The sequence below is a fragment of the Jiangella gansuensis DSM 44835 genome, assembly GCF_000515395.1.
Lineage (GTDB): Bacteria > Actinomycetota > Actinomycetes > Jiangellales > Jiangellaceae > Jiangella > Jiangella gansuensis.
Genome location: NZ_KI911782.1, coordinates 1221793 through 1248218 on the forward strand (window position 1 = coordinate 1221793; position 26426 = coordinate 1248218).

At 71.3% G+C, this 26426-nt stretch carries 26 protein-coding genes; 21 read left to right on the plus strand and 5 right to left on the minus strand.

Annotation, left to right across the window (positions count from 1 at the left end):
- The first annotated feature begins 10 nt into the window (after positions 1–10).
- On the plus strand, positions 11–1147 hold the full coding sequence (locus tag JIAGA_RS34355) for a cystathionine gamma-synthase (protein WP_026874973.1): 1137 nt from the start codon (positions 11–13) through the stop codon (positions 1145–1147).
- A 72-nt stretch (positions 1148–1219) separates the two neighbouring features.
- Here the strand turns inward: JIAGA_RS34355 and JIAGA_RS0106045 are convergent, their stop codons facing one another.
- A complete protein-coding gene (locus JIAGA_RS0106045) occupies positions 1220–2203 on the minus strand; it encodes an LLM class flavin-dependent oxidoreductase (RefSeq protein ID WP_026874974.1) in 984 nt (327 codons plus the stop codon).
- A 68-nt stretch (positions 2204–2271) separates the two neighbouring features.
- Here JIAGA_RS0106045 and ilvA point away from each other — a divergent pair, with 68 nt between their 5' ends.
- The 5 genes from ilvA (at position 2272) to JIAGA_RS0106070 (ending at position 6788) form a co-directional block, all read left to right on the plus strand.
- Positions 2272–3486, plus strand: a complete 1215-nt coding sequence (gene ilvA, locus JIAGA_RS0106050) for a threonine ammonia-lyase (RefSeq protein ID WP_026874975.1) — start codon at positions 2272–2274, stop codon at positions 3484–3486.
- A gap of 59 nt (positions 3487–3545) precedes the next feature.
- Positions 3546–4424 (plus strand): hypothetical protein, encoded by an 879-nt coding sequence (locus JIAGA_RS27860; RefSeq protein ID WP_026874976.1) that lies wholly within the window; start codon positions 3546–3548, stop codon positions 4422–4424.
- Positions 4421–4819 carry a DUF2089 domain-containing protein gene (locus JIAGA_RS0106060; protein ID WP_026874977.1) on the plus strand — a complete coding sequence of 133 codons (399 nt, stop codon included), beginning with the start codon at positions 4421–4423 and terminating at the stop codon, positions 4817–4819. Before JIAGA_RS27860 ends, JIAGA_RS0106060 begins: the two co-directional genes overlap by 4 nt.
- Before the next feature lie 152 nt (positions 4820–4971).
- Positions 4972–5961, plus strand: a complete 990-nt coding sequence (locus JIAGA_RS0106065; protein ID WP_026874978.1) for a daunorubicin resistance protein DrrA family ABC transporter ATP-binding protein — start codon at positions 4972–4974, stop codon at positions 5959–5961.
- On the plus strand, positions 5958–6788 hold the full coding sequence (locus tag JIAGA_RS0106070; RefSeq protein ID WP_026874979.1) for an ABC transporter permease: 831 nt from the start codon (positions 5958–5960) through the stop codon (positions 6786–6788). Before JIAGA_RS0106065 ends, JIAGA_RS0106070 begins: the two co-directional genes overlap by 4 nt.
- A 71-nt stretch (positions 6789–6859) precedes the next feature.
- On the opposite strand, the gene greA is transcribed toward JIAGA_RS0106070, so the two are convergent.
- Complete coding sequence (greA, locus tag JIAGA_RS0106075; RefSeq protein ID WP_026874980.1) at positions 6860–7363, minus strand: transcription elongation factor GreA; 504 nt, start codon at positions 7361–7363, stop codon at positions 6860–6862.
- 150 nt (positions 7364–7513) lie between these two features.
- Positions 7514–7933 carry a DUF4307 domain-containing protein gene (locus JIAGA_RS0106080; RefSeq protein WP_026874981.1) on the minus strand — a complete coding sequence of 140 codons (420 nt, stop codon included), beginning with the start codon at positions 7931–7933 and terminating at the stop codon, positions 7514–7516.
- A gap of 133 nt (positions 7934–8066) precedes the next feature.
- Here JIAGA_RS0106080 and mca point away from each other — a divergent pair, with 133 nt between their 5' ends.
- From mca to JIAGA_RS0106150, 14 genes are all read left to right on the plus strand, one after another.
- Positions 8067–8927, plus strand: coding sequence for a mycothiol conjugate amidase Mca (gene mca / locus JIAGA_RS0106085; RefSeq protein WP_026874982.1), 861 nt, complete (start codon positions 8067–8069; stop codon positions 8925–8927).
- Positions 8928–8988: 61 nt separating this feature from the next.
- Complete coding sequence (locus JIAGA_RS27865; RefSeq protein WP_157552779.1) at positions 8989–9192, plus strand: hypothetical protein; 204 nt, start codon at positions 8989–8991, stop codon at positions 9190–9192.
- Positions 9193–9298: 106 nt separating this feature from the next.
- Complete coding sequence (locus tag JIAGA_RS27870; protein ID WP_051426595.1) at positions 9299–9715, plus strand: helix-turn-helix domain-containing protein; 417 nt, start codon at positions 9299–9301, stop codon at positions 9713–9715.
- A 40-nt stretch (positions 9716–9755) separates the two neighbouring features.
- On the plus strand, positions 9756–10217 hold the full coding sequence (locus JIAGA_RS0106100; RefSeq protein ID WP_026874983.1) for a VOC family protein: 462 nt from the start codon (positions 9756–9758) through the stop codon (positions 10215–10217).
- 201 nt (positions 10218–10418) lie between these two features.
- Complete coding sequence (locus JIAGA_RS0106105; protein WP_026874984.1) at positions 10419–11474, plus strand: ScyD/ScyE family protein; 1056 nt, start codon at positions 10419–10421, stop codon at positions 11472–11474.
- A 602-nt stretch (positions 11475–12076) separates the two neighbouring features.
- Positions 12077–13159 carry a Fic family protein gene (locus JIAGA_RS0106110; RefSeq protein WP_026874985.1) on the plus strand — a complete coding sequence of 361 codons (1083 nt, stop codon included), beginning with the start codon at positions 12077–12079 and terminating at the stop codon, positions 13157–13159.
- Positions 13160–13397: 238 nt separating this feature from the next.
- Positions 13398–15464: a thioredoxin domain-containing protein gene (locus JIAGA_RS0106115; RefSeq protein WP_026874986.1), complete on the plus strand. Its 2067-nt coding sequence runs from the start codon at positions 13398–13400 to the stop codon at positions 15462–15464.
- A 751-nt stretch (positions 15465–16215) separates the two neighbouring features.
- Entirely contained in the window at positions 16216–17418 is a 1203-nt protein-coding gene (locus tag JIAGA_RS27875; protein WP_157552785.1) for a glycosyltransferase family protein, read from the plus strand.
- Positions 17408–18628: a glycosyltransferase gene (locus JIAGA_RS27880; RefSeq protein WP_035812153.1), complete on the plus strand. Its 1221-nt coding sequence runs from the start codon at positions 17408–17410 to the stop codon at positions 18626–18628. Before JIAGA_RS27875 ends, JIAGA_RS27880 begins: the two co-directional genes overlap by 11 nt.
- Entirely contained in the window at positions 18625–19788 is a 1164-nt protein-coding gene (locus tag JIAGA_RS0106130) for a glycosyltransferase family 4 protein (RefSeq protein WP_026874987.1), read from the plus strand. Before JIAGA_RS27880 ends, JIAGA_RS0106130 begins: the two co-directional genes overlap by 4 nt.
- The gene (locus tag JIAGA_RS27885) at positions 19788–21575 is read left to right on the plus strand and encodes an ABC transporter ATP-binding protein (RefSeq protein WP_211239531.1); all 1788 of its coding nucleotides are present in this window, start codon (positions 19788–19790) and stop codon (positions 21573–21575) included. The genes JIAGA_RS0106130 and JIAGA_RS27885 overlap by 1 nt, the downstream gene beginning before the upstream one ends.
- Positions 21559–22734 carry an aminoglycoside phosphotransferase family protein gene (locus tag JIAGA_RS33710; protein ID WP_026874988.1) on the plus strand — a complete coding sequence of 392 codons (1176 nt, stop codon included), beginning with the start codon at positions 21559–21561 and terminating at the stop codon, positions 22732–22734. Before JIAGA_RS27885 ends, JIAGA_RS33710 begins: the two co-directional genes overlap by 17 nt.
- Positions 22731–23849, plus strand: coding sequence for a protein kinase family protein (locus JIAGA_RS0106145; RefSeq protein ID WP_026874989.1), 1119 nt, complete (start codon positions 22731–22733; stop codon positions 23847–23849). The genes JIAGA_RS33710 and JIAGA_RS0106145 overlap by 4 nt, the downstream gene beginning before the upstream one ends.
- Before the next feature lie 10 nt (positions 23850–23859).
- Positions 23860–24378 (plus strand): hypothetical protein, encoded by a 519-nt coding sequence (locus JIAGA_RS0106150; protein WP_026874990.1) that lies wholly within the window; start codon positions 23860–23862, stop codon positions 24376–24378.
- Positions 24379–24408: 30 nt separating this feature from the next.
- Here the strand turns inward: JIAGA_RS0106150 and JIAGA_RS0106155 are convergent, their stop codons facing one another.
- On the minus strand, positions 24409–24855 hold the full coding sequence (locus JIAGA_RS0106155) for a hypothetical protein (RefSeq protein ID WP_026874991.1): 447 nt from the start codon (positions 24853–24855) through the stop codon (positions 24409–24411).
- A gap of 10 nt (positions 24856–24865) precedes the next feature.
- Positions 24866–25552 (minus strand): PAQR family membrane homeostasis protein TrhA, encoded by a 687-nt coding sequence (gene trhA / locus JIAGA_RS0106160; protein ID WP_211239532.1) that lies wholly within the window; start codon positions 25550–25552, stop codon positions 24866–24868.
- 108 nt (positions 25553–25660) lie between these two features.
- On the opposite strand from trhA, the gene JIAGA_RS0106165 reads away from it, so the two are divergent.
- Positions 25661–26422: an isoprenyl transferase gene (locus tag JIAGA_RS0106165; RefSeq protein ID WP_026874993.1), complete on the plus strand. Its 762-nt coding sequence runs from the start codon at positions 25661–25663 to the stop codon at positions 26420–26422.
- Positions 26423–26426: the final 4 nt, after the last annotated feature.

The following is a 26426-nucleotide window of genomic DNA, read 5'->3' on the forward strand; positions in this document are numbered from 1 at the left end:
GTCGCATCTCGTGCACGGATTCGAGACGCGAGCCATCCACGCCGGGCAGGACCCCGACCCCCGTACCGGGGCCGTCATCCCGCCCATCTACGCCACCAGCACGTACGCCCAGGACGGCGTCGGCGGACTGCGGGAGGGGTACGAGTACAGCCGTACCGCCAATCCCACGCGGAGCGCGCTGGAGGAGTGCGTGGCCGCGCTCGAAGGCGGTACCCGGGGCCTGGCGTTCGCCAGCGGCATGGCGGCCGAGGACACCCTGCTGCGTGCCGTGCTGCGGCCCGGCGACCACATCGTCATTCCCGACGACGCCTACGGTGGCACCTTCCGCCTCGTCAGCAAGGTGGCCGAACGTTGGGGCGTGGACTGGACGCCGGCCCCCGTCACCGATGTCGCCGCGGTGCGAGCCGCGGTCCGTCCGGAGACGAAGGTCATCTGGGTCGAGACGCCCACCAACCCGCTGCTGAGCGTCGCGGACATCGCCGGCATCTCGGCGGTCGCCCGCGACGCAGGCGCGCTGCTCGTCGTCGACAACACCTTCGCCACGCCGTACCTGCAGCAGCCGCTCGCGCTCGGCGCCGACGTCGTCGTCCACTCCACCACCAAGTACTGCGGCGGCCACTCCGACGTCGTCGGCGGCGTGCTCGTGGTGGCCGACGACGGGCTCGGTGACGAGCTGGCGTACCACCAGAACGCGATGGGCGCCATCGCCGGGCCGTTCGACGCCTGGCTGGTGTTGCGCGGGCTCAAGACGCTGGCCGTGCGCATGGACCGGCACTGCGACAACGCCGAGCGCGTCGTCCAGCTCCTCCAGCAGCACCCTGGGGTGTCGCACGTGCTCTACCCCGGGCTGGCCGGCCACCCCGGCCACGACGTCGCGGTCAAGCAGATGAACCGGTTCGGCGGCATGGTGTCGTTCCGGATGGCCGCCGGCGAGCAGGCCGCGGTCGACGTCTGCAACCGGACCCGCCTGTTCACGCTGGGGGAGTCCCTCGGCGGCATCGAGTCGCTCATCGAGCACCCCGGCCGCATGACCCACGCCAGCGCCGCCGGCAGCGCGCTGGAGGTCCCGGCCGACCTGGTGCGGCTGTCGGTCGGCATCGAGACCGTCGACGACATCCTCGCCGACCTGCGTCAGGCCCTGGGCTGACCCCCTTGATCATGTTCTCTCGCGGTCACTGACGGACCGCGAGAGAACATGATCAAGGGATACGGGTGCTGGTCAGGCCGCCCAGTCGCGCAGGGCCGGCAGCACCTCGGCGCCCACCTTCTGGATGGTGTCGGCCGGGTCGGCGCTGGCCACCTGGATGGCCACGTAGTCGGCGCCGACGTCGTGCACGAGCGGACGGTAGGCCTCGGCCAGCTGCTCCAGGTCGCGGACGATCGTGTACTTGCTCAAGATCTCCTGCCGGTCCATCTCGTCGGCGCGTTCGCGCAGCACCGCGGGATCGGCCACCTCGAGCCGCCCGGGAGCCCGCAGCCCCCGCATCGAGGCCAGCGCCTCCCAGGCTTCGTCGTCGGAGCCTGCCAGCACGACCCAGCGGGTGGCCATCACCGTGGTGTCGGCGCCACGGGCGGCCGCGGCATCCCGATACGGCCCGATGACGTTCGCCACCGTCTCGGCCGGGTCCTTCACGCTGGTGATGAGGCCCTCGGCATGCTCGCCGGCGAACGTCGCGGACTTCGGGCCGCCGGCGGCCATCCACACCGGGACCCGCCCCACCGGCGGGCTGTAGAGCTTGGCGGTACGGGCCGTGTAGTACTCGCCGTCGACGTCGAGCTTCTCGCCGGCCAGCAGGCCGTGGATGATGGTCAGCGCCTCGCGCATGCGGGCGATGCGCTCGGCATAGCCGGGGAACTCGTAACCGAGCGGCGCCTCGTTGATGGCCTCGCCGGTGCCGACGCCCAGGACGAACCGGCCGCCCGACAACCGGTCGACCGTGGCGGCGGCCTGCGCGATCAGACCCGGGTGGTAGCGGTACAGCGGGGCGGTCACGCTGGTGGCGAGCTCCACGCGTGACGTGGCCTGCGCGACGGCGCCGAACCACGTCCAGACGAAGCTGGACGCGGAGACGTCGTCGACCCAGGGATGGAAGTGATCGGCGCCGGTGACGACGTCGAAGCCGGACTGCTCGGCGAGGACGGCGTGTTCGAGGAGTACCTCGGGCTGATAGGACTCATGACTGCACAACCAGGCAAGCTTCACGCTGGCAACTCTACGAGCACGGCGCGGCCCGGGCACGGGCACTGCGCCACGGGTGACAGGATCGGGGCATGAGTACCGTCTCGATGGCTGACGTCGAAGCCGCTCGCGAACTGCTGCGCGACGTCGTGCGGCCCACACCGCTGGAGGACTCCCGGTGGCTGGCCGGGCGCGTCGGCGGACCGGTGCACTTGAAATGCGAGAACCTGCAGCGCGCCGGCTCGTTCAAGATCCGCGGCGCCTACGTGCGCATCGCCAGGCTGTCCGCCGGGGAGCGGGCCAACGGCGTCGTCGCCGCCAGCGCCGGAAACCACGCGCAAGGGGTCGCGCTCGCGGCCAGCATGCTCGACACCAAGGCCACCGTCTTCATGCCGGAAGGCGCGGCCATCGTGAAGGAGAAGGCCACCCGCGCGTACGGCGCGGACGTGCGCTTCGCCGGAGCCAGCATCGACGACGCGCTCCTGGCCGCCCGCGCGTTCGCAGCCGAGACCGGCGCGGTACTCATCCACCCCTTCGACCATCCCGACATCGTCGCCGGCCAGGCCACCGTCGGCATGGAGATCCTGGAGCAGTGCCCGGACGTACGCACCATCGTGGTGGGCACCGGCGGGGGCGGGCTCACCGCCGGCATCGCGCTGGCGGTGCAGCACCTGAAGCCGGGGATCCGGGTGGTGGGCGTGCAGGCCGAGGGCGCCGCCGCTTACCCCAGCTCGCTCGCGGCCGGCCAGCCGCTGCCGCTGGAGCGGATGAGAACCATGGCCGACGGCATCGCGGTGGGCTGCCCGGGCGACGTGCCGTTCGGCATGATCCAGGAGTTCGTCGACTCCATCGTCACCGTGTCGGAGGAGTCGCTCTCCCGGGCGCTGGTGCTGCTGCTGGAACGGGCCAAACTGGTGGTCGAACCGGCCGGAGCGGCAGCCGTGGCCGCGCTGCTCGACGATCCGCGGGCCTACGAGGCGCCGGTGGTGGCGGTGCTCTCCGGCGGCAACATCGACCCGCTGTTGCTGCTTCGGGTCATCCGGCACGGCATGGCCTCGGCGGGACGGTACCTGTCGCTGCGGGTCCGGGTTCCCGACGCGCCGGGCGGGCTGGCACGGCTGCTCTCGGAGCTTGCCGCCGTCGACGCCAACGTCCTGGACGTGGTGCACGAACGCACCGGCTCGAGCCTGTCGATAGAGGAGGTCGAGATCGCCCTGCAGCTGGAGACCCGAGGCCCCGAACACTGCGACCGGGTGCTGGCCAAGCTGCACGAGTCGGGGTACTCGGTTGACATTCCTGGTGCCTGAGTTTCGGATATGGCAATCGGACTTGACGATTTAGTAGTTCGCGCTCCACTATGTGGAGCATGAACACCCTCAGCGTGCGTGAGATCCTCGAGCAGGTGGCCGACGGCAGGCTCGATCCCACTCGGGCGGCCGTCCTGCTCGATCAGGCCGACGGCGCCGCCGAAGCTCCGCTCGGCACTCTTGGCGACGACGACGCCCGCGGCGGCTCCGCGGCGGGCGGCGGGGGCGCAGGGGCCGGCGGGGGCGCGCGCGCCGGCGCGGGCCGGGACGTCGCTCCGCCCACCATCGAGCGCATCCAGGTCCGGGCCACCTCCCGGCGCCTCGTCGTCACCGGTGACCCGAGCGTCTCCACCGTCGCCGTCGACGGTCAGCACACGGTCCGTCGCGACGGCACCACCCTGCACATCACCGGTGAGACCGAGCTGGTGCCCACCGAGGGTGCGTTCACGCTGCTGGCCGGTGGCCGCTGGCGTGACGTCGCGGCGCGGTTCCAGAACGCCGGCCAGATGCTCGATCTACGGGTCCGGGTGAACCCGGAGCTCGCGGTCACCGCGGAAGCCATCGCCGGGTCGCTCCAGGTCAGTGGCGTTCCGGTGCTCGAACACATTCGGGTTACGGCCGGGTCGCTGCGGGTGCGCGACCTGGAGAGTTCGGTCGACCTGCTGGTCCAGGCAGGTTCGGCGCAGGTCGAGACCCGCCAGCTGGCCGGTCACTCCCGGATGCGATGCGAATCCGGGTCTCTGCAGCTCACCCTGCTGGAAGGCTCGGACGTGCGGGTTCGCTCGGACGTGCAGCTCGGCCGGCTGCGCACCGTGCCCGACCGCGTAGGGCGCGACCGTGACCGCGACGTCGTCATCGGCACCGGCGCCGCCGAGATCGACGCCGAGGTCGTCATGGGCGACGTCACCATCATTCTGCCGGGGGGTGCTGGCCGATGACGCACGGAACCCCGCACGCACATCATCAGGCGCCTGCCGACTGCCCGGTCTGCGGCGTGGAGCTGCATGTCACCAGGCTGGGTTGCGACTCCTGCGGCACGGAGCTGTCCGGACGCTTCGCGTCGTGCCCGTACTGCGCGCTCGGAGCGCAGGACCGGAAAATCCTGAGCACGTTCCTGGTCTCTCGGGGCAATATGAAGGACCTGGCACGGGAGCTGGGGGTGAGTTACCCGACCGCCAGGCAGCGGTTCGCCGAACTGCTCGAGCGACTCGGATTGGAGGAGGCGGCGGGGTCGGGCGTGCGTCCGGACCACGCCGTGGACCGAGAAGCCGTGTTGCGCCGGTTGGCCGCCGGTGAGCTGGATCTCGATGAAGCGACCACGCTCTTGAGCTGACGGCGAACGCCGTAAATCAGGATTGACTTATATAAGTGTAGGCGGGCATTCTGGCGGATGCCGAGGGCCTGCCCGGGGTGGGGTGCGCGCCGGCCGACCTTGTCGGAGCCGCCTGCCACCATGCCCACACCAACTCACGAGAGGACACCACCGTGAACGCCATCACCGCCGAGGGTCTGGTCAAGACCTTCGGCTCCGGGGAGAAGGCCGTCAAGGCCGTCGGGGGAGTCGACCTGGTCGTGCCCGAAGGCACCGTGGTCGGCCTGCTCGGCCCGAACGGCGCAGGCAAGACCACAACGGTCCGGATGCTCACCACGCTGCTCGCTCCCGACGCTGGTAGAGCGATCGTCGCAGGTCACGACGTCGTCAAGGAGCCGCAGGCGGTCCGGTCCAAAATCGGCCTCTCCGGGCAGTACGCGGCCGTCGACGAGACCCTCACCGGCCGCGAGAACCTCTGGCTCTTCGGCCGCCTGTACCAGCTGTCCCGCAAGCAGGCGTCCCAGCGGGCCGAGGAGCTGCTCGAGCAGTTCAACCTCACCGACGCCGCGGACCGGACGCTCAAGACCTACTCCGGCGGAATGCGCCGGCGCCTCGACCTCGCCGGCAGTCTGATCGTGCACCCGAAGATCCTCTTCCTGGATGAGCCGACCACCGGGCTGGACCCGGCCAGCCGCCTCGACCTGTGGGATGTCATCCGCGAGCGGGTCGCCGAGGGCGCGACCATCCTGCTGACCACCCAGTACCTCGAGGAAGCCGACGCGCTGGCCGACAACATCGTGGTCATCGACCACGGCCGCGTCATCGCCCAGGGCACGGCCGACCAGCTCAAGGCTCAGATCGGCGGCGAGCGCATCGAGGTCGTGGTCAGCGACGCCCATGCGCTCGACACCGCCGAGCAGGTGCTCAACCTCGGCAGCGGCGGGCAGTGCGTGCGCGACGACCACACCCGCAGGCTCACCGTTCCCACCCACACCGGCTCGAAGGGCCTGATCCAGGTCATCCGAGAGCTCGACGAGGCCGGTGTGTCCATCGACGACATCGCACTGCGCCGCCCCACGCTCGACGACGTCTTCGTCAAGCTCACCGGGCGGCACGCCGAAGAACAGCAGCCGGCCGGCGAGCCGGCGGGGAGGGCATCGTGACCACCACCGACCTCATGCCGAGCAGTAGCCGGGTGGGTCTCAGCCAGGCGTTCACCGACGCCATGACCATCACGTGGCGGAACATCCGTGGCGGCTGGCGGGTGCCGGACAACCAGATCTACATGTTCATCCAGCCGATCATGTTCGTGCTGCTGTTCGCCTACGTGTTCGGCGGCGCGATCCAGGCGCCCGGTGTCGACTACACCGAGTATCTGATGGCCGGCATCTTCGTGCAGACCATGGCGTTCGCGTGTGCGCCGGCCAGCGTCGGTCTGGCCGACGACATGCAGAAGGGCCTCATCGACCGGTTCCGCTCACTGCCGATGGCCCGCTCCGCGGTCATCTCCGGCCGCGTCGTGGCCGACCTGGCGAACCAGTTCATCGTGCTGGTCATCATGATCATCTGCGGGTTCATCGTCGGCTGGACGTTCCACAACGGTATCGCCCAGTTCATCGCGGCCGTCGGGCTGATGATGCTGTTCGCGTTCGCGATGCTCTGGGTCGGCGCCTTGATCGGTCTGTCGGTCGGCAACCCGCAGGTGGCCGCGTCCGCCGGGCTGATCTGGCTGTTCCCCGTCGTGTTCATGTCCAACGCGTTCGTGCCGCCGTCGACCATGCCGTCCGTGGTTCAGGCCATCGCCGAGTGGAACCCCGTCAGCGCCATGGTGGCCGGTGCGCGTGACCTGTTCGGCAACCAGGGCATCATCGATTCCGACGCTTGGCCGATGCAGAACCCCGTCTTGGCTGCGGTGCTGTGGTGCCTGCTGATCATCGCCGTCTTCGCACCCCTGGCGATCCGCAAGTACAAAGCGGCCGCCAGCAAGTAATACCTGTGATCGACAGGGCGCTGCTACCGCCAGTGGGGTAGCAGCGCCCTGTCGATCAATGGGGCTGGGGGTCAGGCGCCGTACGGCTTGGCGCTGACCACCTCGACGGTGATGGTGTTGCCGTTGGGCGCCTGGTAGGACGCCTTCTCGCCGACCTTCTTGCCGCTGATGGCAGCGCCGAGCGGCGACTTCAGCGAGTAGACGTCGATGTCGACGGAGTCGTCCAGGGACGCGAGCTCGCGCGAGCCGAGCAGGAAGCGCTCGACCTCGTCGTCGCCCTGGAAGCGGATCTCGATGATCATGCCGGGCTCGACGACGCCGTCGTCAGGCGGGTCGCCGACCTGGGCGCGCTGCAGGAGCTGCTGCAGCTGGTGGATGCGGGCCTCCTGCTTGCCCTGCTCCTCCTTGGCAGCGTGATACCCGCCGTTCTCCGACAGGTCGCCCTCGGCTCGCGCCTCCTCGATCCGCCTCGCGATCTCGAGGCGGGCCGGGCCCATCAGGTGCTCCAGCTCCTCCTTGAGGCGGTCGTAGGCATCCTGGGTGAGCCAGGCGACGTTATCGCTAGTAGCGGTCACGGCAACTGCTCCTCGGGTATCTATCGGGTTCGATGTGCACGACTCATGGGTGTGCTCCACCGCCGGGCCAGCCGCCCGGAGAATGGTGACGGGGAATCCACAAGGATACAAGATTTGCGGTGACGCGACGATTATCCCAGGTCAGCAGGGCTAGTCGGCCGGCCGGCAACCGGTCAGCTCGGGAGCGATGCCGTCGCCCTGGAGCGGAATTTCGGCGTCGACCCGCAGGTGTTCCTCGGGCCCTGCCGGGACCTCCAGCTCCAACTGCCCGACGACGATCTGCCGCAGGTCGACGGCCACCAGGTCGCAGGTGACAGCGAGGCCGGCGTCACGGCGGATCTCGACCGTCACCGGCAGCACGTCACCGCGCGGAGGGTCCCAGGAATGCACGCTGGCGTCCAGCGGGGCGGTCACGGTGCGGACGATGAACCACGTGGCCACCGCCACCAGCACCAGGAACGCCGCGGAGACGGCGATGAGCAGGCCACGCCCGGGCTTATCGCGCCCTGGACCGCTACGCCCGTAGCGCTCGGCCATGAGTTCGGGCGACTCGGTCCGGTGGTCGGCCATCAGGATGCGTCCCAGGGGCTGGCGGATGGGTTGTCGGTGTGGTGCGGCACCATTATCCCGTGGACGGTTCCGTGGGGCCACCGTGGCCCGGACATGGCCGTGTACAGGAGTCGAGGCGAACAATGGGGTCCTGGTGAACGAGCCGCTGCGGCTGATGCACGTACATGCTCATCCCGACGACGAGTCCAGCAAGGGCGCAGCGTCCACGGCTCGGTACGTCGCGGAGGGCGTCGACGTCCTGGTGGTCACCTGCACCGGGGGCGAGCGCGGCTCCATCCTCAACCCGAAGATGGACCGTCCCGACGTGCTCGAGAACATGTCCTCGATCCGCCGGCAGGAGATGGACGCCGCACGCAGCATCCTCGGCGTCCGGCAGGAGTGGCTCGGCTTCGTCGACTCCGGCCTTCCCGAAGGCGATCCCCTCCCGCCGCTCCCAGAGGGCAGCTTCGGGCTGATGCCGGTCGAGAAGGCCGCGGAACCGCTGGTCGAGGTCATGCGGCGGTTCCGGCCGCACGTCGTCACCACGTACGACGAGAACGGCGGCTACCCGCACCCCGACCACATCATGTGTCACAAGATCACCGTGGCCGCGTTCGACGCCGCGGGCGACGCCGGACAGTACCCGGGCACCGGTGAGGCGTGGCAGCCGCGCAAGCTCTATTACCACCACGCGTTCAGCCGTGGCCGCATGCTCGCGCTCCACGAGGAGATGCAGCGGCGTGGGCTGCCGTCGCCGTACGCCGAGCGGCTCGAGGACTGGACCGACACCGCCTGGGACGACCGCGTGACCACCAGGGTCCAGTGCGCCCAGTACTTCCCGGTCCGCGACCGCGCGCTGCTGGCCCACGCCACCCAGATCGACCCGGACGGGCCGTGGTTCGCCGTCCCGCTCGAGGTGCACCAGGCCGCCTGGCCGACGGAAGACTACGAGCTGGTCACGTCGCACGTCCCCACGGAGCTGCCCGAGGACGACCTCTTCGCGGGCCTGCGCTGACCGGCGGCGACGAACGGTGCGATAATGAAGGAACAGGCGTGACGACGAGGAGATGGGCGCCGTGCATCTGATTGCGGCTGCCGCTGAGGCCGAGACCACCGGCGTGGGCCCTGGGCTGATCGGGTTCCTGGTCATCATGTTCCTGCTGGTGGCGTTGCTGGTGCTCTACCGCAGCCTGCGCAAGCAGATCCGCAGGGTCGACTTCGACGCCGAGGGCCGCTCCGACGCCGAACGGATGCGTGGGCACCACGAGACATCGGACTGACCCAGACGTGACGGCGGCGCCGAGGTCCGGACGGGCCGCTGCGGCCCGTGAGCTCAGTCCGGCGCGCGTCGGTGCCGGTAGCGGCGCGGTCGAGACCCTGGTCGCGATGCGCCGGGCGCGCGATCACATCGACCGCTGCTACGCCGACCCCATCGACCTGGCCGGCATCGCCGCCGCGGCCGGGTATTCCCGCTTCCACCTGGTCCGCGCGTTCCGGGCCGCGTACGGTGAGACGCCCGGCCGCTACCTCACCCGTCGGCGGGTCGAGCGGGCGCAGGAGCTGCTGCGGGTCGCCGACCTCAGTGTCACGGAGATCTGCCATCTGGTCGGCTTCTCCAGCCTGGGCTCGTTCAGCAGCCTCTTCACCGAGCTGGTCGGGGTGCCGCCGTCGCAGTTCCAACGCGCGGCGCACGCTTCCGGCCCGCCGCTCATCCCCGGCTGTTACATCCTGATGTGCGCCGGCCCGCGCCCGGCAGCGAAGACAGCAACGACGGAGAAGCTCGACCCGCCCGGCGGGCCCTAACGTCGATGGCACACGATGCCGAATCGACAGGAGTACTGCCGTGATCACCAAGTTGGGTGTCGCCAGCGTCTACGTGAACGACTACGACGAAGCACTGGCGTTCTTCATCGACAAGCTGGGCTTCCAGCTGCGTTCCGACGTGCGCATGGAGAACGGTTACCGGTGGCTGACGGTCGGCCCGTCGGCGAGCCCCGAGTTCCAGCTCGCGCTGAGCGTCCCGGGTCCGCCGATGCACGACGAGGAGACGGCGGCGACGCTGCGGGCGCTGATGGCCAAAGGCACGTTGAGCGGGGGCGCGTGGAACACCGACGACTGCCGCCGGACCTTCGACGAGTATTCGGCGCGCGGAGTGGAGTTCATCCAGGAGCCGGTCGACCGGCCGTACGGCGTCGAGGCGGTCTTCCGCGACAACTCCGGTAACTGGTACAGCCTCAACGAGCTCAACGACAAGGCACTCGACCAGAAGGCCATGTCCGAGGCGTTCGAGTCTGGCGCGCCCTGACTTCAGCCCGGGTCCGGGCGGGCCGGACCTCCCTTGACGCTCCTTGATCACAGTGTTAAGCCTGGGCGGGCTTGCGCCATGAGGCTCGGCCTCGCACAGGGGGCGTTGGCTTTCGGGGGGAACAGGGGGAAGGTCATGGTGCGTTTTCCGCATGCGCGGGCCGCTGCAGCAGTCGCGACCGGGGTGGTCGTTGCCAGCGGCATGCTGGCTGGAGCAGCATCGGCCGCGAACGCCGCATCCGCTTCGGGTGGCGGGTGGCGCGAGCCGACGCCGGTCGTCGAGTTGGACGGACCACGCGGCGTCGCCGTCGATCACGCCGGCCGCATCGTCGTCAGCGAGGCCGACGGCACCATCAGCCGCGTCATCGATCGCGGCCGCAATCCCAAGGTGCACGAGCTCGGGTCGGTACCGGCTGGGTTCATCGCCCCAGCCGTGGCCGTCGCCCGGGGCAATCGGGTGTTCGCCTTGACGACCGCGGGCGAGCCGGGCACCGGGGCCGCCACGCTCTACCAGGTGCGGCCGGGCCGCGCTGCGAAGGCGATCGCCGACATCGCCGCCTATCAGCAGACGGATCCGGACCCGTACGACCTCGAGGACAACCCGACGGAGTCCAACCCGTTCGGCGTCGCGGCGCTGAAGGACGGGAGCGTGCTCGTGGCCGACGCGGCCGGTAACGACCTGCTGCGTGTCCACCCGAACGGCGACGTCGTCACGGTCGCCCGGTTCAAGCCACGGGTGGTCGAAGTTCCGGAGGAACTGCCCGACGAGTTCGACGGCGAGCCGCTGCCGCCAGCCGGCACGCCGATACCCGCCGAGTCCGTCCCAACGTCGATCACGGTCGGCTCCGACGGCTACTGGTACGTCGGCGAGCTGCGCGGCTTCCCGGCCACGCCGGGGACGTCGCAGATCTGGCGCATCAAGCCGGGCAGCGTCGACGCCGTCTGTGACCCGGAGCGACCGAACAGCGGACACTGCCGCCGCTTCGCCGACGGCCTGACGTCCGTGGTGGACCTGGCCGGCGGCTCGCACGGCACCATCTATGCGGTGCAGTTGGTCCAGCAGAGCTGGCTGCAATGGGAGCTCGGCCTGGCCGACCCGCCGGTCGGCGGACTGATCAAGGTGCGGCCCGGTGGCTCGAAGTCAGAGATCGCCCCTGGCTCGTTCATCCTGCCCGGCGGTGTCGATGTGGGGCGGCATGGAAAGCTCTACGTGACCGCGCCGGTATTCGGCCCGGGAGCATTGCTGCGGGTCGGTTGAGGGACGCTGTCAGCGCCCGGGAATTGTGATGGCGAATTGAATCTCCGTCACATCGTCCGTCACGTTCCCGGGCCTTGATTTGCACCCTGGGGCCGCGTTGACATGCCCCGATGCATGGTGCATAGTCGGCAGCGTCAGATCACCCATGCAGTCAATTCGATGGTCTGGCTGCCAATTCCATTGGTGCTGAGTAACCAAGAGCCGGGGGGCACTCGCCCTTCGGTGTCGAGTCCGTCATCGGGTTTCGCCCGATGTTCTCCGGGTTCGATGCCGAAGGGCGTCTTGGCACGCTCACATTGATGAATTGCGCATCCCAGGGTTAGAGCTGCGCGGAATGGGATGCGAACCAGGCCGCTCAAGGTGCCGGTCAGGCGGAACGCGACAGATGCGAGCCGCGTCGAGGTGACGCGTGGGTGGTTGCGTGTGCGCGGTGGCCGCTTCGTGCCGTAGCGCCAGCAAGGATGCCGCCCGGCGCATGGTGAGCGTTCTGGACCGGTCGCTGTCGATGTAGACGTGTCGAGTCTCCTGACTCATCCGGATAACGTGTTAGGTTTACCGAGAATCTTTAACACGTAGTGCGGATGCGTTGAAGGAGCTGACACGTGTCCTGGAGCCCCGAAGTCCCCTTCAACGATCTGCCACCGCTGCCACCGTCCGGCCTCGACCTCGAGCCCAAGCCCGTGCTCAAGGCCACCGTCGAAGCCCGAACGGCGCTGGCGACACTCGCCCAGGCTGGCCAGCTGCTGCCGAACCCCAACATCCTGATCCACGCGGTCCCGCTGCTCGAGGCGCAGGCCAGCTCCGAGATCGAGAACATCGTGACCACGGCCGATGAGCTGTTCAAGCACGCCGACTCGGGCGGGGGAGACCGCGCTACCATGGAGGCGCTGCGTTACCGGAGTGCGCTGTTCGCAGGGGTCGAATCGATCAGGAACCGGCCGCTCACGTCCGCGACCGCTGCCCAGATCTGCTCCGAACTGCAGGGCCGGGAGATGACAGTTCGTGCGGTGCCTGGTACGCGCATCGCGAACCCGACCACACGGCAGGTTGTTTACGCCCCACCCGAAGGGGCCGACCTCATTCGCGAGAAGCTCTCGGCCTGGGAGCGCTTCGTCCACGCTGAGGACGACCTTGATCCGCTGGTGCGCATGGCGGTGGCGCACTACCAGTTCGAAGCGATCCGCCCATTCCACGATGGCAACGGGCGCACCGGCCGCGTCATCAACATCCTGATGCTGATCGAGGCGGGCCTGCTGCACGACCCGATCCTCTACCTCTCACGCGCGATCATCGCCCGCAAGAACGACTACTACCGACTCCTGCGAGCGGTGACAGCCGATAACGCCTGGATCGAATGGGTCCTCTACATGCTCGACGTCGTTCGCGACTCTGCGGCATCGATGACGCGGAAGATTGCCGCCATCCGCACGTGTCAGGAGGGCATTGCGGAGCGGGCGCGCGGTGCCACTCCGGGTGGACGGAACGCACAGTTCTTGGCCGTCCTGTTCGAGCAGCCCTACTGTCGCATCAACACTGTCGCCGACCGATGCCACGTCTCGCGTCAGACCGCGTCGTCGTGGCTGCACGCCCTGGTGGACACAGGGCTCGTCCGCGATGTCAAGGTCGGCAGGGAGCTCCTCTTCGTGAACCATGAGTTCCTGAACGTGCTGACGCGGCCCGAGTGAGCGGACCCGAGCGACGATCGGCGATGCGCCTTGCCAAGCAGCGCGACCTGTACGAACGCGAATTCGAGCTTGCACCTCGTCGCCGACGGCACCGGTGGTCTTGTGTGAGGGGCATCGGTGTTGCTCCTAGGCTGGAGGGGTGGGCTCGAACGGCGGGTCCGCGAGAGCTGCTTCCGCATCACCCCGTGCGTCACATGCATCGGCAGCGATACAGGTGCCACTCGTCAGGAGTCTGGGAATGGCCAACCGTCTCGCCAAGGCGACAAGCCCGTACCTGCTGCAGCATGCCGACAATCCGGTCGACTGGTGGGAGTGGGGCGACGACGCGTTCGAGGAGGCACGCCGGCGGGACGTGCCGGTGCTGCTCAGCGTCGGATACGCCGCCTGCCACTGGTGCCACGTCATGGCGCACGAGTCCTTCGAGGACGAGAAGGTCGCGCGCTACCTCAACGAGCACTTCGTCCCGGTCAAGGTGGACCGCGAGGAACGGCCGGACGTCGACGCGGTCTACATGGAGTCGGTGCAGGCCCTGACCGGGCAGGGCGGCTGGCCCATGACGGCCTTCCTCACGCCCGACGGCCGGCCGTTCTATGCCGGCACCTACTTCCCGCCGTCGCCGCGGCACGGTATGCCGTCGTTCCGTCAGGTGCTTCAGGCTGTCGACGAGGCGTGGACGCAGCGACGCGGCGACGTCGCGGCGTCGGCGGAGCGGATCGCCGAAGCCCTGGGTGGGGGCGCCCGGCTGGCCAGTGGCGACGGACCACCGTCGGCCACCCGGCTCGACGCCGCGGTCGGCCGGTTGGAGGCTGAGCTCGACCCGGTCAACGGCGGGTTCGGCGGCGCGCCCAAGTTCCCGCCGTCCATGGTGCTGGAGTTCCTGCTGCGTCACCACGCCCGCACCGGCGAGCATGCGGCGCTCGGCGCGGTCGAGCTGACCGCCGAGCGGATGGCCCGCGGCGGCCTGTACGACCAGCTCGGCGGCGGGTTCGCCCGCTACAGCGTCGACGCATCCTGGGTGGTTCCGCACTTCGAGAAGATGCTGTACGACAACGCGTTGCTGCTGCGGGTGTACGCCCATCTGTGGCGGGCGACGGGGTCCGCCCTGGCCGAGCGGGTGGTGCGGGAGACCGCCGCTTTCCTGCTGCGCGACCTGCGCACCGCGGAGGGCGGCTTCGCCAGTTCGCTCGATGCGGACTCGCCACCGGAGCCCGGTGCCCACCCGGTGGAAGGCGCCTACTACGTGTGGACCCCCGCGCAGCTGCGCGCCGAACTCGGTGACGAGGACGGCGCGTGGGCGGCAGAGCTGCTCGGGGTCACGGCGGAGGGCACGTTCGAGCACGGAGCGTCCACCCTCCAACTACCAGCGGATCCCGCCGCTCCCGGCGACGCCACCCGGTGGGGCCGGGTGCGGGCCGCCCTGTTCGAGGCCCGTCGTCGCCGTCCCGCGCCCGGCCGCGACGACAAGGTGGTCGCGGCCTGGAACGGGCTGACCATCGCGGCGCTCGCCGAGGCCGGCGCGCTGCTGGACGAGCCCGCCTGGATCGACGCGGCGACCGCCTGCGCCGACCTGCTGGTCCGGGTGCACCTCGACGACGCCGGGCGGGTGCGGCGGGTCTCGCGCGACGGCGTCGCCGGCGGACATCCGGGAGTGCTGGAGGACTATGCCGACCTCGCCGAGGGCTTCCTGGCATTGCTCGCCGTGACCGGCGACCCTGCCTGGCTGTCGCTGGCCGAGCAGCTGCTCGAGGTGGTGCTGACGTCGTTCACCGACCCGGCCGGCGGGTTCTTCGACACCGGCGCCGACGTCACCGACGCACGGCTGGCCGGACTGCGCCGGCCGCAGGACCCGACCGACAACGCCACCCCGTCGGGCTGGTCCGCGGCGGCCGGAGCCCTGCTGGCCTTCGCCGCCTACACCGGTTCGTCCCGCCACCGGGAGGCCGCCGAGAGCGCCCTGAATATCTACGACGCGCTGGCCGCCCGGGCGCCCCGGTTCGGCGGGTGGGGGCTGGCGGTCGCGGAGGCGCTGCTGGCAGGCCCTGTCGAGGTGGCCGTGGTCGGCCCGGCCAGCGACGAACGGACAGCCGCGCTGCACGCCACCGCGCTGCGCGGGACCTCGCCCGGCGCGGTCGTGGTGGCCGGCGACCCCGTCGATCCCGCGGCCGGTGCGATTCCGTTGCTCCGCGGCCGGGACGTCGTGGGCGGCGTGCCCGCCGCGTACGTCTGCCGCAACTTCGTCTGTGACCTCCCGGTCACCGACCCCGAGCAATTGGCCGCGCGCCTCCCCACCGCTCAGGCCGACTAGGACGTGTCTCGGATGATCATGTTCGCGCGCGGCGCGTCAGCGACCGCGAACGCACATGATCAAGGCACATCCTGGTGGGTCGGGCCGAACCGGCGCGTGGGAACGACGCATCCGGCCGGACGGTTCTGGTCGACGGCCGTCAGCGCCCCCGAGCAGGAGATCTTCCGGGACGCTTGCTCCAACAGTCAGAATTGATCACGTTCGGCATGGGTGTTCCCGCCGCGCCATGGATGCTTGCCTGGTGGGGCGGGAGTAGGCCTGCGGGAGTCCGCGGCCGCCGGTCGCCCCCGCCCCCGTGGCTCGTCGCCGGGGGTCACGTAGCGGGCCTGCGGGTCACGTCACTCGTCTCGGGGCCGTATCCGACGGCGACAACGCCAGAGTCCGACCGCGTGGCGAGTGACGTGACCCGAAAGGGTGCACAGTAGGCGCGGCCACCTGCCTGCCAGCCGCCACCGGGAACGGTGTGAGATCGCTGCTCGCCACGATGTGACAACACTGTCGCCAAAGGACAGCAACGCCCCATCGTTCCAGGCAGCGATCTCACGTCCCCTTCCCGCCGGGTAGGTGGTGCGTATTGGTGCTCATCGCAAAGCGCCCCGCAACACGAGGCTGACCAGGGAAGACGGGTGCGGTGGCGCCCACAACACCCGGTTGATGAGAACACGCTCATCACCGGTTCATGCGCACGCCACGCTGGGCTTGGACGCTGGCCATCGAACGGTTCCTCAGGACGTCGGTGAAAGGCGTGCCCATGACGGTGAGATCGCTGCCCGCCCGTGGACGGAGACGTATCGCTCTGTACTCCCACGACGCCCAGGGGCTCGGGCACGTGCGCCGCAACCTGGCCGTGGCGGGCGCGCTCTCCCACATGAGTCCGAGCCCGGACATCCTGCTGCTCACCGGCGCACCGGAGGCCTCGGCCCTTCCTCGCCCGCCGGGGTGTGACATCGTCGGGCTGCCTGGCATGGCCAAGGACCAGGGCGGCCGGTATCGCGCCCGGCACCTGTCGGTCCCGGTGAGCGAGCTGGTCCGGCTGCGGGCGGCCACCATCGACGCGGCGCTGCGGGCATTCGACCCGGACCTGCTGGTGGTCGACCGCCACCCCTGGGGCTTCCGCGGCGAACTGGAACCGGTGCTGGAGTCACTGGCCGAGCGCACCCGCGTGGTGCTCGGGCTGCGCGACGTGCTGGACGAGCCGGCCCGGGCCCGGCAGGAGTGGATCGACGACCGCGCCGATCTGGCGGTCCGCCGGTGGTATCACCAGGTCTGGTACTACGGCGACCCGCGCGTGCACGACGCCACCACCGAGCTGGACCTCCCGCCCGGCATGGTGGTCCCGACGGGGTACCTCGCGCGCGGCCGGCACCGGCGCCAGCACACGGGGCCCGGGCGGCCGGTCGAGAAGCGCTACGTGCTCGGGCTGGTCGGGGGAGGCGCCGACGGCTGGGCACTGGCACGCGCGTTCGCGTCCGCGCCGATGCCGGTCGGGCACCTCGGCGTGCTGGTCACCGGACCGCGGATGCCGCACGCCCAGCGGGCCGAGCTGCACGCCATCGCCCGCGCCCGGCCGGAGCTGCGGGTCTTCGAGTTCGTCGACCAGATCGACGCCTGGCTCGACGACGCGGGGGCCGTCGTCGCGATGGGCGGCTACAACACCGTCTGCGAGGTGCTGGCCTGCGGCGCCCCGCTGCTGGTGGTGCCGCGCACCCGGCCCCGGAGCGAACAGCTGGTGCGCGCCGAGCGGCTGGCCGGCGCCGGGCTGCTCGACGTGCTGCACCCGGACCGGCTCGGCGCGGCCGAGCTGGGCGGCTGGCTGGCCGCCGCCGTCGACCGGCCCGCCGTGTCGGGTTCCGAGATCGACCTGGATGGCCTGGCCCGGCTCCCCGCGCTGGCCACGGCCCTCATCGGCGCCGCGCCGGACCGTGACCACGAGGAGGCCCACGATGTCGCCTGATGCCCGGACCACACCGCGCGTCGGCTACGTGCTGAAGATGTACCCGCGGTTCTCCGAGACCTTCGTCGTCTCCGAGATCCTGGCCCGGGAGGCTCGCGGCACCGAGATCGAGATCTTCTCGCTGCGCCCGCCCGACGACAGCCGGTTCCACGACACGCTCGCCCGGGTCGCCGCGCCGGTCACGTACCTACCGCGCATCCGCCGTCCGGAGCAGTTGTGGTCGATCCTGGCGGCCGCGGCCGGCCGGCTGCCCAGGCTCCCGGAGGTGCTGCCGGAGCTGCTGACGGCCGACGCCGAGGACGCCGGCCAGGCCGTCGACCTCGCGCTGCGGATCACCGCCGGCGGGGTGACCCACGTGCACGCGCACTTCGGGTCGGTCGCGACGACCGTGGCCCGGCTCGCGTCGCTGCTCACCGCAGTGCCGTTCTCGTTCACCGCGCACGCCAAGGACATCTTCCACGAGTCGGTCGACCCGGCGGACCTGCGGCGCAAGCTGACCGCCGCCCACCACGTCGTGACCGTCAGCGACTACAACGCCGGCTACCTCGCCGGCACCTTCGGGCCGGACTCCGCCCGGGTGCGGCGCGTCTACAACGGCCTGGACCTGGATGCGTTCACGTACGACTCCACGGCGGCGGAGCGCCCGCCCGTGATCGCCGCCGTCGGACGGCTGGTGGAGAAGAAGGGCTTCGACGTCCTGCTGGACGCCTGCCGGCTGCTCGCGGACGACGGCCGGACGTTCCGCTGCAGGCTCGTCGGCACCGGCCCGCTCGCCGACGACCTGCGTGACCAGGTGGCCCGGCTCGGCCTGCGCGACCTGGTCGAGCTGACCGGCCCACTGTCGCAGCCGCGGGTCCGCGAGGTGGTGCGGGAGGCCGCGCTGCTGGCCGCTCCGTGCGTCGTCGCCTCCGACGGCAACCAGGACGGGCTGCCGACGGTGCTCCTCGAGGCGATGGCGCTGGGAACGCCGTGTGTGTCGACGGACGTGAGCGGGATCGGCGAGGTCGTCCGCGACGACGAGACCGGCCTGCTCGTCCCGCAGCGCGACCCCGAGGCGCTGGCCGCGGCGATGGCCCGCCTGCTCGACGACGGCGCCCTGCGCGCCCGGCTGGCCGCGGCCGCGCGCGACCTGGTCGAGAAGGAGTTCGACGCGGTCCGGCAGGCCCGCGAGCTGGACGACCTGCTGGCACAGCCGGGGGTGATCCGATGAAGGTGGCCTACGTCTGCGCCGACCCCGGCGTGCCGGTGTTCGGTACCAAAGGCGCGTCGGTACACGTGCGGGAAGTGCTGCGGGTGCTCGTCGCCGGCGGCGCCCGGGTGGACCTGTTCTGCCGGCGCACCGGCGGTCTGCCACCGCCCGACCTGGCCGGCGTCCGCGTTCACCGCCTACCCGCGGTCGCCAGCCGTGACGTCGCCGGCCGGGAGCTGGAGATGCTGGCCCAGGGGCGGGACGTCGAGCGGATGCTGGCCGCGGCCGGTGCCTTCGACCTCGTCTACGAGCGCTACTCGCTGTGGGACGCGGCCGCCATGTCGTGGGCGCGGACGGCCGGCGTCCCAGCCGTCCTCGAGGTCAACGCGCCGCTGGTGGACGAGCAGGCCGAGCACCGCGGCCTGGTCCACCGCGACGAGGCGCTCACGGTGCTGCGGGCCGCCGCGATGTGCTCGTCCGTGGTGGCGTGCGTGTCCGAACCGGTGGCCGACTGGGTGCGCTCGGTCGCGGGGCCCGCCGCCCCGGTGGTGGTGCAACCCAACGGGGTGGACGTCGAGCGGGTCCGCCCAGGGCTCGGCCGCGGCCGGCGCCCGTACACCGTCGGCTTCGTCGGGACGCTCAAGCCCTGGCACGGCGTCGACGTGCTGGTGGCCGCGTTCGCGATGCTCGCGCACGAGTGTCCGGATGCCCGGCTGCTGGTGGTCGGCGACGGGCCGGAAGCACCGGCATTGCGCGCCGGCGTCCGGCAGGCGGGCCTGGACGGTGCCGTCGAGTTCACCGGCGCGGTCGAACCCGACGCCGTCCCGGCGCTGCTGCACCGGATGGACGTCGCCACCGCGCCCTACCCGGCCGGCGCCAGCCAGTACTTCTCACCGTTGAAGGTCTACGAGTACCTGGCCGCCGCGCTGCCCGTGGTCGCCAGCAGGACCGGTCAGCTGCCGTCGATCCTGCGCGACGGCGTCGACGGCGTCCTGGTGCCGCCCGGTGACCCGGCCGCGCTTGCCCGGGAACTGATCCGGCTGCGACACGACCCCGGCCGGCGGCTGCGGCTGGCCCGGGCCGCCCGCGCAACGGCCGAGCGGCACCACACCTGGCAGGCCGTGGTCGGCCGGACCCTCGCGGCGGCGGGCGTGGAACTGCCGGTGCCGGCGGTGGCGTGATGGCGGCCGCGGCCGGGAACCTCCGCAGCGCTCTGCCGGGGTTGAAACGCACCCTCACCTACCTGCGCCCGCACCTGCGGCCGGAGCGCCGGCTGCTGGTGGCCGGGTTCGCATGCCTACTCGCCGAGGTCGCGTTCCGGCTGATCGAGCCCTGGCCGCTGAAGTTCGTCATCGACGCGGTCGTGCGCCCGGCGGGCAGCGGAACCGTGCCCAGCACCGGGACCCCGCCCGGGGTGATCCAGCTGTTGGTGCTGTGTGCGCTCGCGCTGGTGGCGGCTGCCGGGCTGCGTGCGCTGATGGCATACCTGACGACGGTGTGCTTCGCGCTGGCCGGAACCCGCGCCATGACGGCGGTACGCGCCGATGTGTTCGCGCACGTGCAGCGGTTGTCGCTGCGCTTCCACGGCGCCACGAAGACCGGCGACCTGCTGACCCGGCTGGTGGGCGACGTCGGCCGGCTGCAGGAGGTCGCCGTCACGGCCGCGCTGCCGCTGGTCGGGAACGTCGTGGCACTGCTCGGCATGACCGTGGTGATGCTGATCCTGGACTGGCGGCTGGCGCTGATCGTCGTCGCCGCGTTCCCCGTCTTCGTGCTGTCGAGCTCACGCCAGAGCAAGCGGATCACGTCCGCGGCCCGGCTGCAGCGCCGCCGCGAGGGCGAACTGGCCGGCACCGCCGGGGAGACGCTCGGCGCCATCGCCGTCGTCCAGGCGTACTCGCTGGAGGGCGTCCTGCAGCGGGTGTTCGGCGCGGACAACAACCGGGCGCTGCGTGACGGCGTCCGGGCCTCCCGGCTGGCCGCCGGGCTGGAGCGCAAGACCGACCTGCTGGTCGGGGTCGCGACGGCCGCGGTGCTGCTGGTCGGCGGGATGCGGGTTCTCGACGGCGCGCTGACGCCGGGGGAGCTGGTGGTGTTCGTCAGCTACCTCAAAGGCGCCTTCAAGCCGATGCGTGACCTGGCCAAGTACACCGGCCGGCTGTCGAAGGCGGCCGCGTCCGGGGAACGCATCCTCGACCTGCTGGCCACCGAGCCTGACATCGCCGACGGCCCGCGGGCCCGTCCGGCGCCGCGGTTCTACGGCGAGGTGCGCTTCAACCACGTCGATCTCGACTACGGCTCGGGCGAGCGCGCGTTGCGGGACGTGTCGCTGCGCATCCCGGGCGGGTGCCGGGTCGGGCTGGTGGGGCCGTCGGGCTCCGGCAAGTCCACCCTGGCGGCGCTGGTGCTGCGGCTGTACGACCCGACCGGCGGCATCGTCAGCATCGACGGGCACGACCTGCGCGACCTGACCGTTGCGTCGGTGCGCCGCCAGGTCGCCGTCGTGCTGCAGGAGAGTGTCCTGTTCGCGACGACGGTGCGTGAGAACATCCGCTACGGGCGCCCGGACGCCGGCGACGACGACGTCGAGGCGGCCGCCCGCGCGGCCAACGCACACGAGTTCATCGAGCGGCTGGAACACGGGTACGAGACGGTGCTCGGCGAACGCGGCGGGGGCCTCTCCGGTGGGCAGCGGCAGCGCATCGCCATCGCCCGGGCCATGCTCCGCGACGCCCGCATCGTGGTGCTCGACGAGGCGGCCACCGGCCTGGACCAGGAGAACTCCGCGGCCGTCCTCGACGCGATCCGCGAGCTCACCCGCGGCCGCACCACGTTCGTCATCTCCCACCTCCCCGACGAGGTGGCCGACTGCGACATCGTCGTGCGGCTGGAAGCGGGCCGGGTGATCGACGTGCGGACCAACACCTACCCGCGGCGAAGCGAGGTGGCCGGTGCTCACCGCGGCTGACCGTGAACTCGCCGACCGCGACGGCGTCATCCCCGGGCTGCCGGTGCTGCTGGATCCCGACGCCCTCACGGCGTGGCTGGCCGGGCACTGGGCGGCGGGGCACTCGGGTGACCGGCCGCCGCCCCAGGCCGTCGTCGTCCGCTATGTGCGGTACAAGCCGGGCACCGGCATGGTGGCAGGGGTGGAGCTGCACTGGCCCACCGGGCGGCGGCCCGGGCTGGTGAAGGCGGTGGCGTCGCGGGCCGCGCCGAAGCTGGCCAAGCTGCCCTTGGCCGACCACGAGCTGCTTCTCGGATACGCCGACGCCGGCCGTGACCGGCGGCTGCCGGCGCTGCGCGGCCTGCTGACCGGCCAGGCCGGCGAGCCGGTGACATTGCGGTACAAGCCGGAGCGGCGCTGGGTGGGGCTGGCCCCTGGGCAGGTGGTGAAGGTCCACCGGCCACCGCTCGCCGACACCGTCACCGACCAGCATCGGGTGCTGGTGGCGGCCGGCTTGCCGGTGCCGGAGCTGCTGACGGTGCGGCCGCGGGCCGGGCTGCTGACCTACCGCTGGGTCGACGGCGAACCGCTGGACCGCCTGCCTGCGGCACCCGAGCGGCTGGTCGCGGCGGGTGAGCTGCTGCGCCGGCTGCACGGCATGGACGTGGGTCCGGGCGGCATGATCACCCCGCCCGGCCCGGTCACGCCGTCCGGGCTGGCCGGCGCGGTGCGTGCGGTCGGCGCCGTCCAACCCGCGCTGCGACCGGACGCGCAGGCAGTGGCGCGCATCGTGGCGGCCGTGCTGACCGGATCCCACCGGCCCCGGACGCTGGTCCACGGAGACTTCTCCGCCGACCAGGTGGTCGCCGGCGCGGAAGGGCTGGCGGTGATCGACCTGGACCGGCTCGCCGTCGACGACCCGGCGACCGACCTGGCCGGCTGGGCCGCCGCGGAGATCGTCGCCGGCCGGGCGGCGACGGACGCGCGCGCCGTCGACGTCCTGGGGCCGCTGCTCGACGGGTACCGGCCGGCCCCGTCGATGCTGGCCCGGCTGGACGCGTTGACCGCGGCCGCCCTGCTGCGGCGGGCCACCGAGCCGTTCCGCGGCCGGCTCGGTGGCTGGCCGGAGTTGGTGGCCGAGCACGTCGTGCGGGCCGGCCGGCTGGCGGTGGCCCGATGAGGCCGCCGGACCGGCTCCGGCACCCGCGGACCACCGCGACGCTGACGGTGCGGCGGGCCTGGCCGCGCGGCGCCGGACACGTGCTGCTCGACCTGGGCGGCGCTGACGGCTCACGGTGCGCCGGGCAGTGGTTCGCCGATCCGGACCGCCGGGCGTCGGTGGCCGCGGCCACGCCCGGCGCTGTCGACCTGCCGGACGACGGTGTCGTGCTGCAGCCGGGCGGCGCGGACCGGCGGCTCCCGGTGCTGGCGGAGCTGGTGCGACGGCCGGGAAGCCGGCTGCTGGTCCATCGGCCGGAACGGCGGGCCGTCGTCCGGCTCCGGTGGGACGGCGAGGTCGCCTATGCGAAGGTGGTGCGCCCCGGACGCTCCGCGGACCTGGCCGAACGGCTGGGAACCCTCGGCGGGGGACCGTTCGCCGTGCCCCGCGTCCTCGACCACCGTCCGGACGACGGCGTCGTCGTGCTGTCCGAGCTGCCCGGCCCCACGCTGCACGAGGCCGGTGCCGAGCCGGGTCGGGACGTGACTGCGGCGTGGCGGTCGGCGGGCGAGGCGCTGCGGCATCTGCAGGACGGGGCCGGCGGCCCGGTGCCCGGAGCGCGTCACGACGCCGCCGACGAGGTGACCGTGTCGGCCCGCTGGGCGACGGCCGCCGCGGACTTCGGACTGCTGCCGGCGGCGGCCGTCGCCGATGCACTGGACGGGACATCGCCGCTGGTGAGTTCCCCGCCTGGGCCGGAGGGCGTCCTGCACCGCGACCTGCACGACAAGCAGCTGGTCCTCTCTCCTGATGGTCTCGGCTTGCTCGACCTGGACACCCTGGCCGTCGGCGAGCGGGCGCTGGACGTCGCGAACCTGCTGGTCCATCTGGATCTGCGGGTCGCGCAGGGGCTGCTCACGGCGCGCCGTTCCGCGCTGGCCCGGGCGGCGTTCCTGGACGGCGCGGCTCTCGACGCGCGGACGTCGCGCCGGGTGCCCGCCTACGCGTGGGCGGCCCGGGTGCGGCTGGCGGGTGTCTACGCCTTCCGGCCCCGGTGGCGGCGGCTGGCTGCCGAGCTACTGGAGTCGGCTATGCCGAGAGCGGACGACCCTAGGCGGATGCGTGTAATGATGTAATCATTGCTACATGAGCAACGAGCAGGTGGAGAAGGTCCGCGGCTGGCTCACCGGCCGGCTCCCGGACGACTGGTTCGACGAGCCGGTCGAGGTCACCCTCGACCGCGAGGAGATCACCGTCGTCGGCCGCATCCCGGCGCCGGCGATGGACGCCGACGTGTCCGACGTCGAGCGAGAAGCGGCCCTGTCCGGCCGCATCGGCGCGTTCCGCGAGACCACGCGCGAGCGACGCATCGAGATCGCCCGAGAACTGGAGCACGTCAGTGGCCGCAAGGTCGCCTGGGGTGTGCGGTGCGGCGACCGGCGTGAGCTGTTCACCCGGCTGGCCGCTCCGGTCATGACGCGGCTTCGCCAGCCCGAGCGGCAGGTCCTGGACACCCTGGTCGACGCCGGGGTCGCACGCTCCCGGTCCGAGGCATTGGCCTGGTGCGTCAAGCTCGTGGGTTCGAACGCCGACACCTGGCTGGCCGACCTGCGCCAGGCGCTGGCCCACGTCGAGGAGGTCCGCTCCGGCGGCCCCGTCCCGTGATCATCAAGAGTTGACCCGGTCCGGGCCGGATCAACTCTTGATGATCATGGGGGCTCGGCGGCGTCTCAGGACGAACGCGGCCACTGCGGCCCCGGCGGCCAGCACCGTCAGCGCGATCGTGGCCGGGTTGACCCAGCCGGACACGTACTGGACGGTCGAGATGCCGTCGGTGCACGTGGCGCTCAGCCGGAAGGGCTGGGCCGTCGTCGTGTACGCGTTGCCGGCCGCGCAAAAGTCGTCGATGTCGAACCACGGCATCTGGAACCAGCCGATGTAGTAGACGAGCACGCCCGCACCGAGCGCGAGGGCGGACACCTGAGCGAACACCCGCGGCACGAGGAGATCGGTCCAGCGCCGCGCCGCGACCGCCCGGATGATGCGGCCGGTCAGGGCGACCAGGACGACCGCAACGGTCACCAGCACCGTCAACGGCAGGACGAACAGGATGAGCAGCGCCGCCAGTCGGTAGGGGTCCACGGGCCGGCGGTCAGCTGGTGGCGACGGCGCCGGCGCTGAAGGCCGCCAGCCAGATGCCGACGTGGTGGCTGGCGAACCCGGCCAGCGTGAACGCATGGAAGACCTCGTGGAACCCGAACCACTGCGGCGACGGGTTCGGCTTCTTCATGCCGTACACGATGGCTCCGGCGGTGTACATGAGCCCGCCGACGATGATCAGTGTCACCACCGCGGCGCCGCCGTTGCTGGCGAACTGCGGCAGCCAGAACACCGCCGCCCAGCCCAGCGCCACGTAGATGGGCACGTACAGCCAGCGCGGCGCTCCGACCCACAGCACCCGGAACCCGACGCCCAGCAGCGCGCCGATCCACACCAGCGACAGCAGGATCCGCGCCTGCCCCGCCGGCAACAGCAGCAGGGTGAACGGCGTGTAGGTGCCGGCGATGATCAGGAAGATGTTCGCGTGGTCCAGCCGGCGCAGCGCCGCCTGGGTGCGCGGCGACCACCGTCCGCGGTGGTAGATGGCACTGATGCCGAACAGCAACGCCGCGGTGAGCGTGTAGATGGCGGCGCTGACCCGCACCTCGGTGGACGGCGCCACCACGACGAGGAGCAGGCCGGCGAGCACCGCCACCGGGAACGTCCCCGCGTGCAGCCAGCCCCGCAGCTTGGGCTTGACGGCCGCGACCGCCTCACGCATCTGCTCGTCGAACGCCATGATTGCCACGGTACCTGCGAATTCGGGCGCCCGCGCAGGGTGAGAGTAGTCTCTCGGCTGAGAAGGACGTCCCGGCGGCGGGCCACGATGGTGGAGGAGCGGCGGTCGATGGGTCTTTCCGACCTGGTCTATCGGCTTTACGAGAAGCGCATCCAGCGACGGCTGGATCCGCAGCGGACGCCGCGTCACGTGGCGGTCCTCATGGACGGCAACCGACGGTGGGCCCGGGCGTTCGGCGCACCGACCTCCAGTGGCCATCAGGCCGGAGCCGAGAAGGCCCGCGAGTTCCTCGGCTGGTGCGACGAGCTGAACGTTCGCGTCGTCACCTTGTGGATGCTGTCGACCGACAACCTCAACCGGCCCGAGGACGAGCTGGTGCCGCTGCTGGGCATCATCGAGAACCTCATCGACGACATCGCCGCCACCGGCCGCTGGCGCGTCTACCCGATGGGCGCGCTGGACCTACTGCCCGACCGCACCGCCGCCGTCATCAAGGAGGCGGCCGACCGCACCCGCGACCTGTCCGGCATGCACGTGAACGTGGCGGTCGGCTACGGCGGGCGGCGCGAGATCGCCGACGCCGTCCGGGCACTGTTGCAGGAGCACGCGTCCAAGGGGGCGTCGCTGGAGGAGGTGGCCGAGGTGGTCACCGTCGAGGGCATCGCGGCGCACCTGTACACGAAGGGCCAGCCCGACCCCGACCTCGTCATCCGGGCCAGCGGCGAGCAGCGGCTGTCCGGATTCATGCTGTGGCAGAGCGCCAATTCCGAGTTCTACTTCTGTGAGGCGATGTGGCCGGATTTCCGGCGCGTCGACTTCCTGCGGGCGTTGCGTTCCTACAGCGAGCGCGAACGCCGCTACGGCCGCTGAACGA

Coding starts and splice junctions, on each gene's coding strand:
- JIAGA_RS0106150 (WP_026874990.1), top strand. CDS start 23,860: ATGAGCAACGAGCAGGTGGAGAAGGTCCGCGGCTGGCTCACCGGCCGG.
- JIAGA_RS27875 (WP_157552785.1), top strand. CDS start 16,216: ATGACGGTGAGATCGCTGCCCGCCCGTGGACGGAGACGTATCGCTCTG.
- trhA (WP_211239532.1), bottom strand. CDS start 25,552: ATGGCGTTCGACGAGCAGATGCGTGAGGCGGTCGCGGCCGTCAAGCCC.
- JIAGA_RS0106165 (WP_026874993.1), top strand. CDS start 25,661: ATGGGTCTTTCCGACCTGGTCTATCGGCTTTACGAGAAGCGCATCCAG.
- JIAGA_RS0106145 (WP_026874989.1), top strand. CDS start 22,731: ATGAGGCCGCCGGACCGGCTCCGGCACCCGCGGACCACCGCGACGCTG.
- ilvA (WP_026874975.1), top strand. CDS start 2,272: ATGAGTACCGTCTCGATGGCTGACGTCGAAGCCGCTCGCGAACTGCTG.
- JIAGA_RS0106105 (WP_026874984.1), top strand. CDS start 10,419: ATGCTGGCTGGAGCAGCATCGGCCGCGAACGCCGCATCCGCTTCGGGT.
- JIAGA_RS27885 (WP_211239531.1), top strand. CDS start 19,788: ATGGCGGCCGCGGCCGGGAACCTCCGCAGCGCTCTGCCGGGGTTGAAA.
- JIAGA_RS0106130 (WP_026874987.1), top strand. CDS start 18,625: ATGAAGGTGGCCTACGTCTGCGCCGACCCCGGCGTGCCGGTGTTCGGT.
- JIAGA_RS0106080 (WP_026874981.1), bottom strand. CDS start 7,933: ATGGCCGACCACCGGACCGAGTCGCCCGAACTCATGGCCGAGCGCTAC.
- JIAGA_RS0106115 (WP_026874986.1), top strand. CDS start 13,398: ATGGCCAACCGTCTCGCCAAGGCGACAAGCCCGTACCTGCTGCAGCAT.
- JIAGA_RS27860 (WP_026874976.1), top strand. CDS start 3,546: ATGAACACCCTCAGCGTGCGTGAGATCCTCGAGCAGGTGGCCGACGGC.
- JIAGA_RS27880 (WP_035812153.1), top strand. CDS start 17,408: ATGTCGCCTGATGCCCGGACCACACCGCGCGTCGGCTACGTGCTGAAG.
- JIAGA_RS0106060 (WP_026874977.1), top strand. CDS start 4,421: ATGACGCACGGAACCCCGCACGCACATCATCAGGCGCCTGCCGACTGC.
- JIAGA_RS27870 (WP_051426595.1), top strand. CDS start 9,299: ATGCGCCGGGCGCGCGATCACATCGACCGCTGCTACGCCGACCCCATC.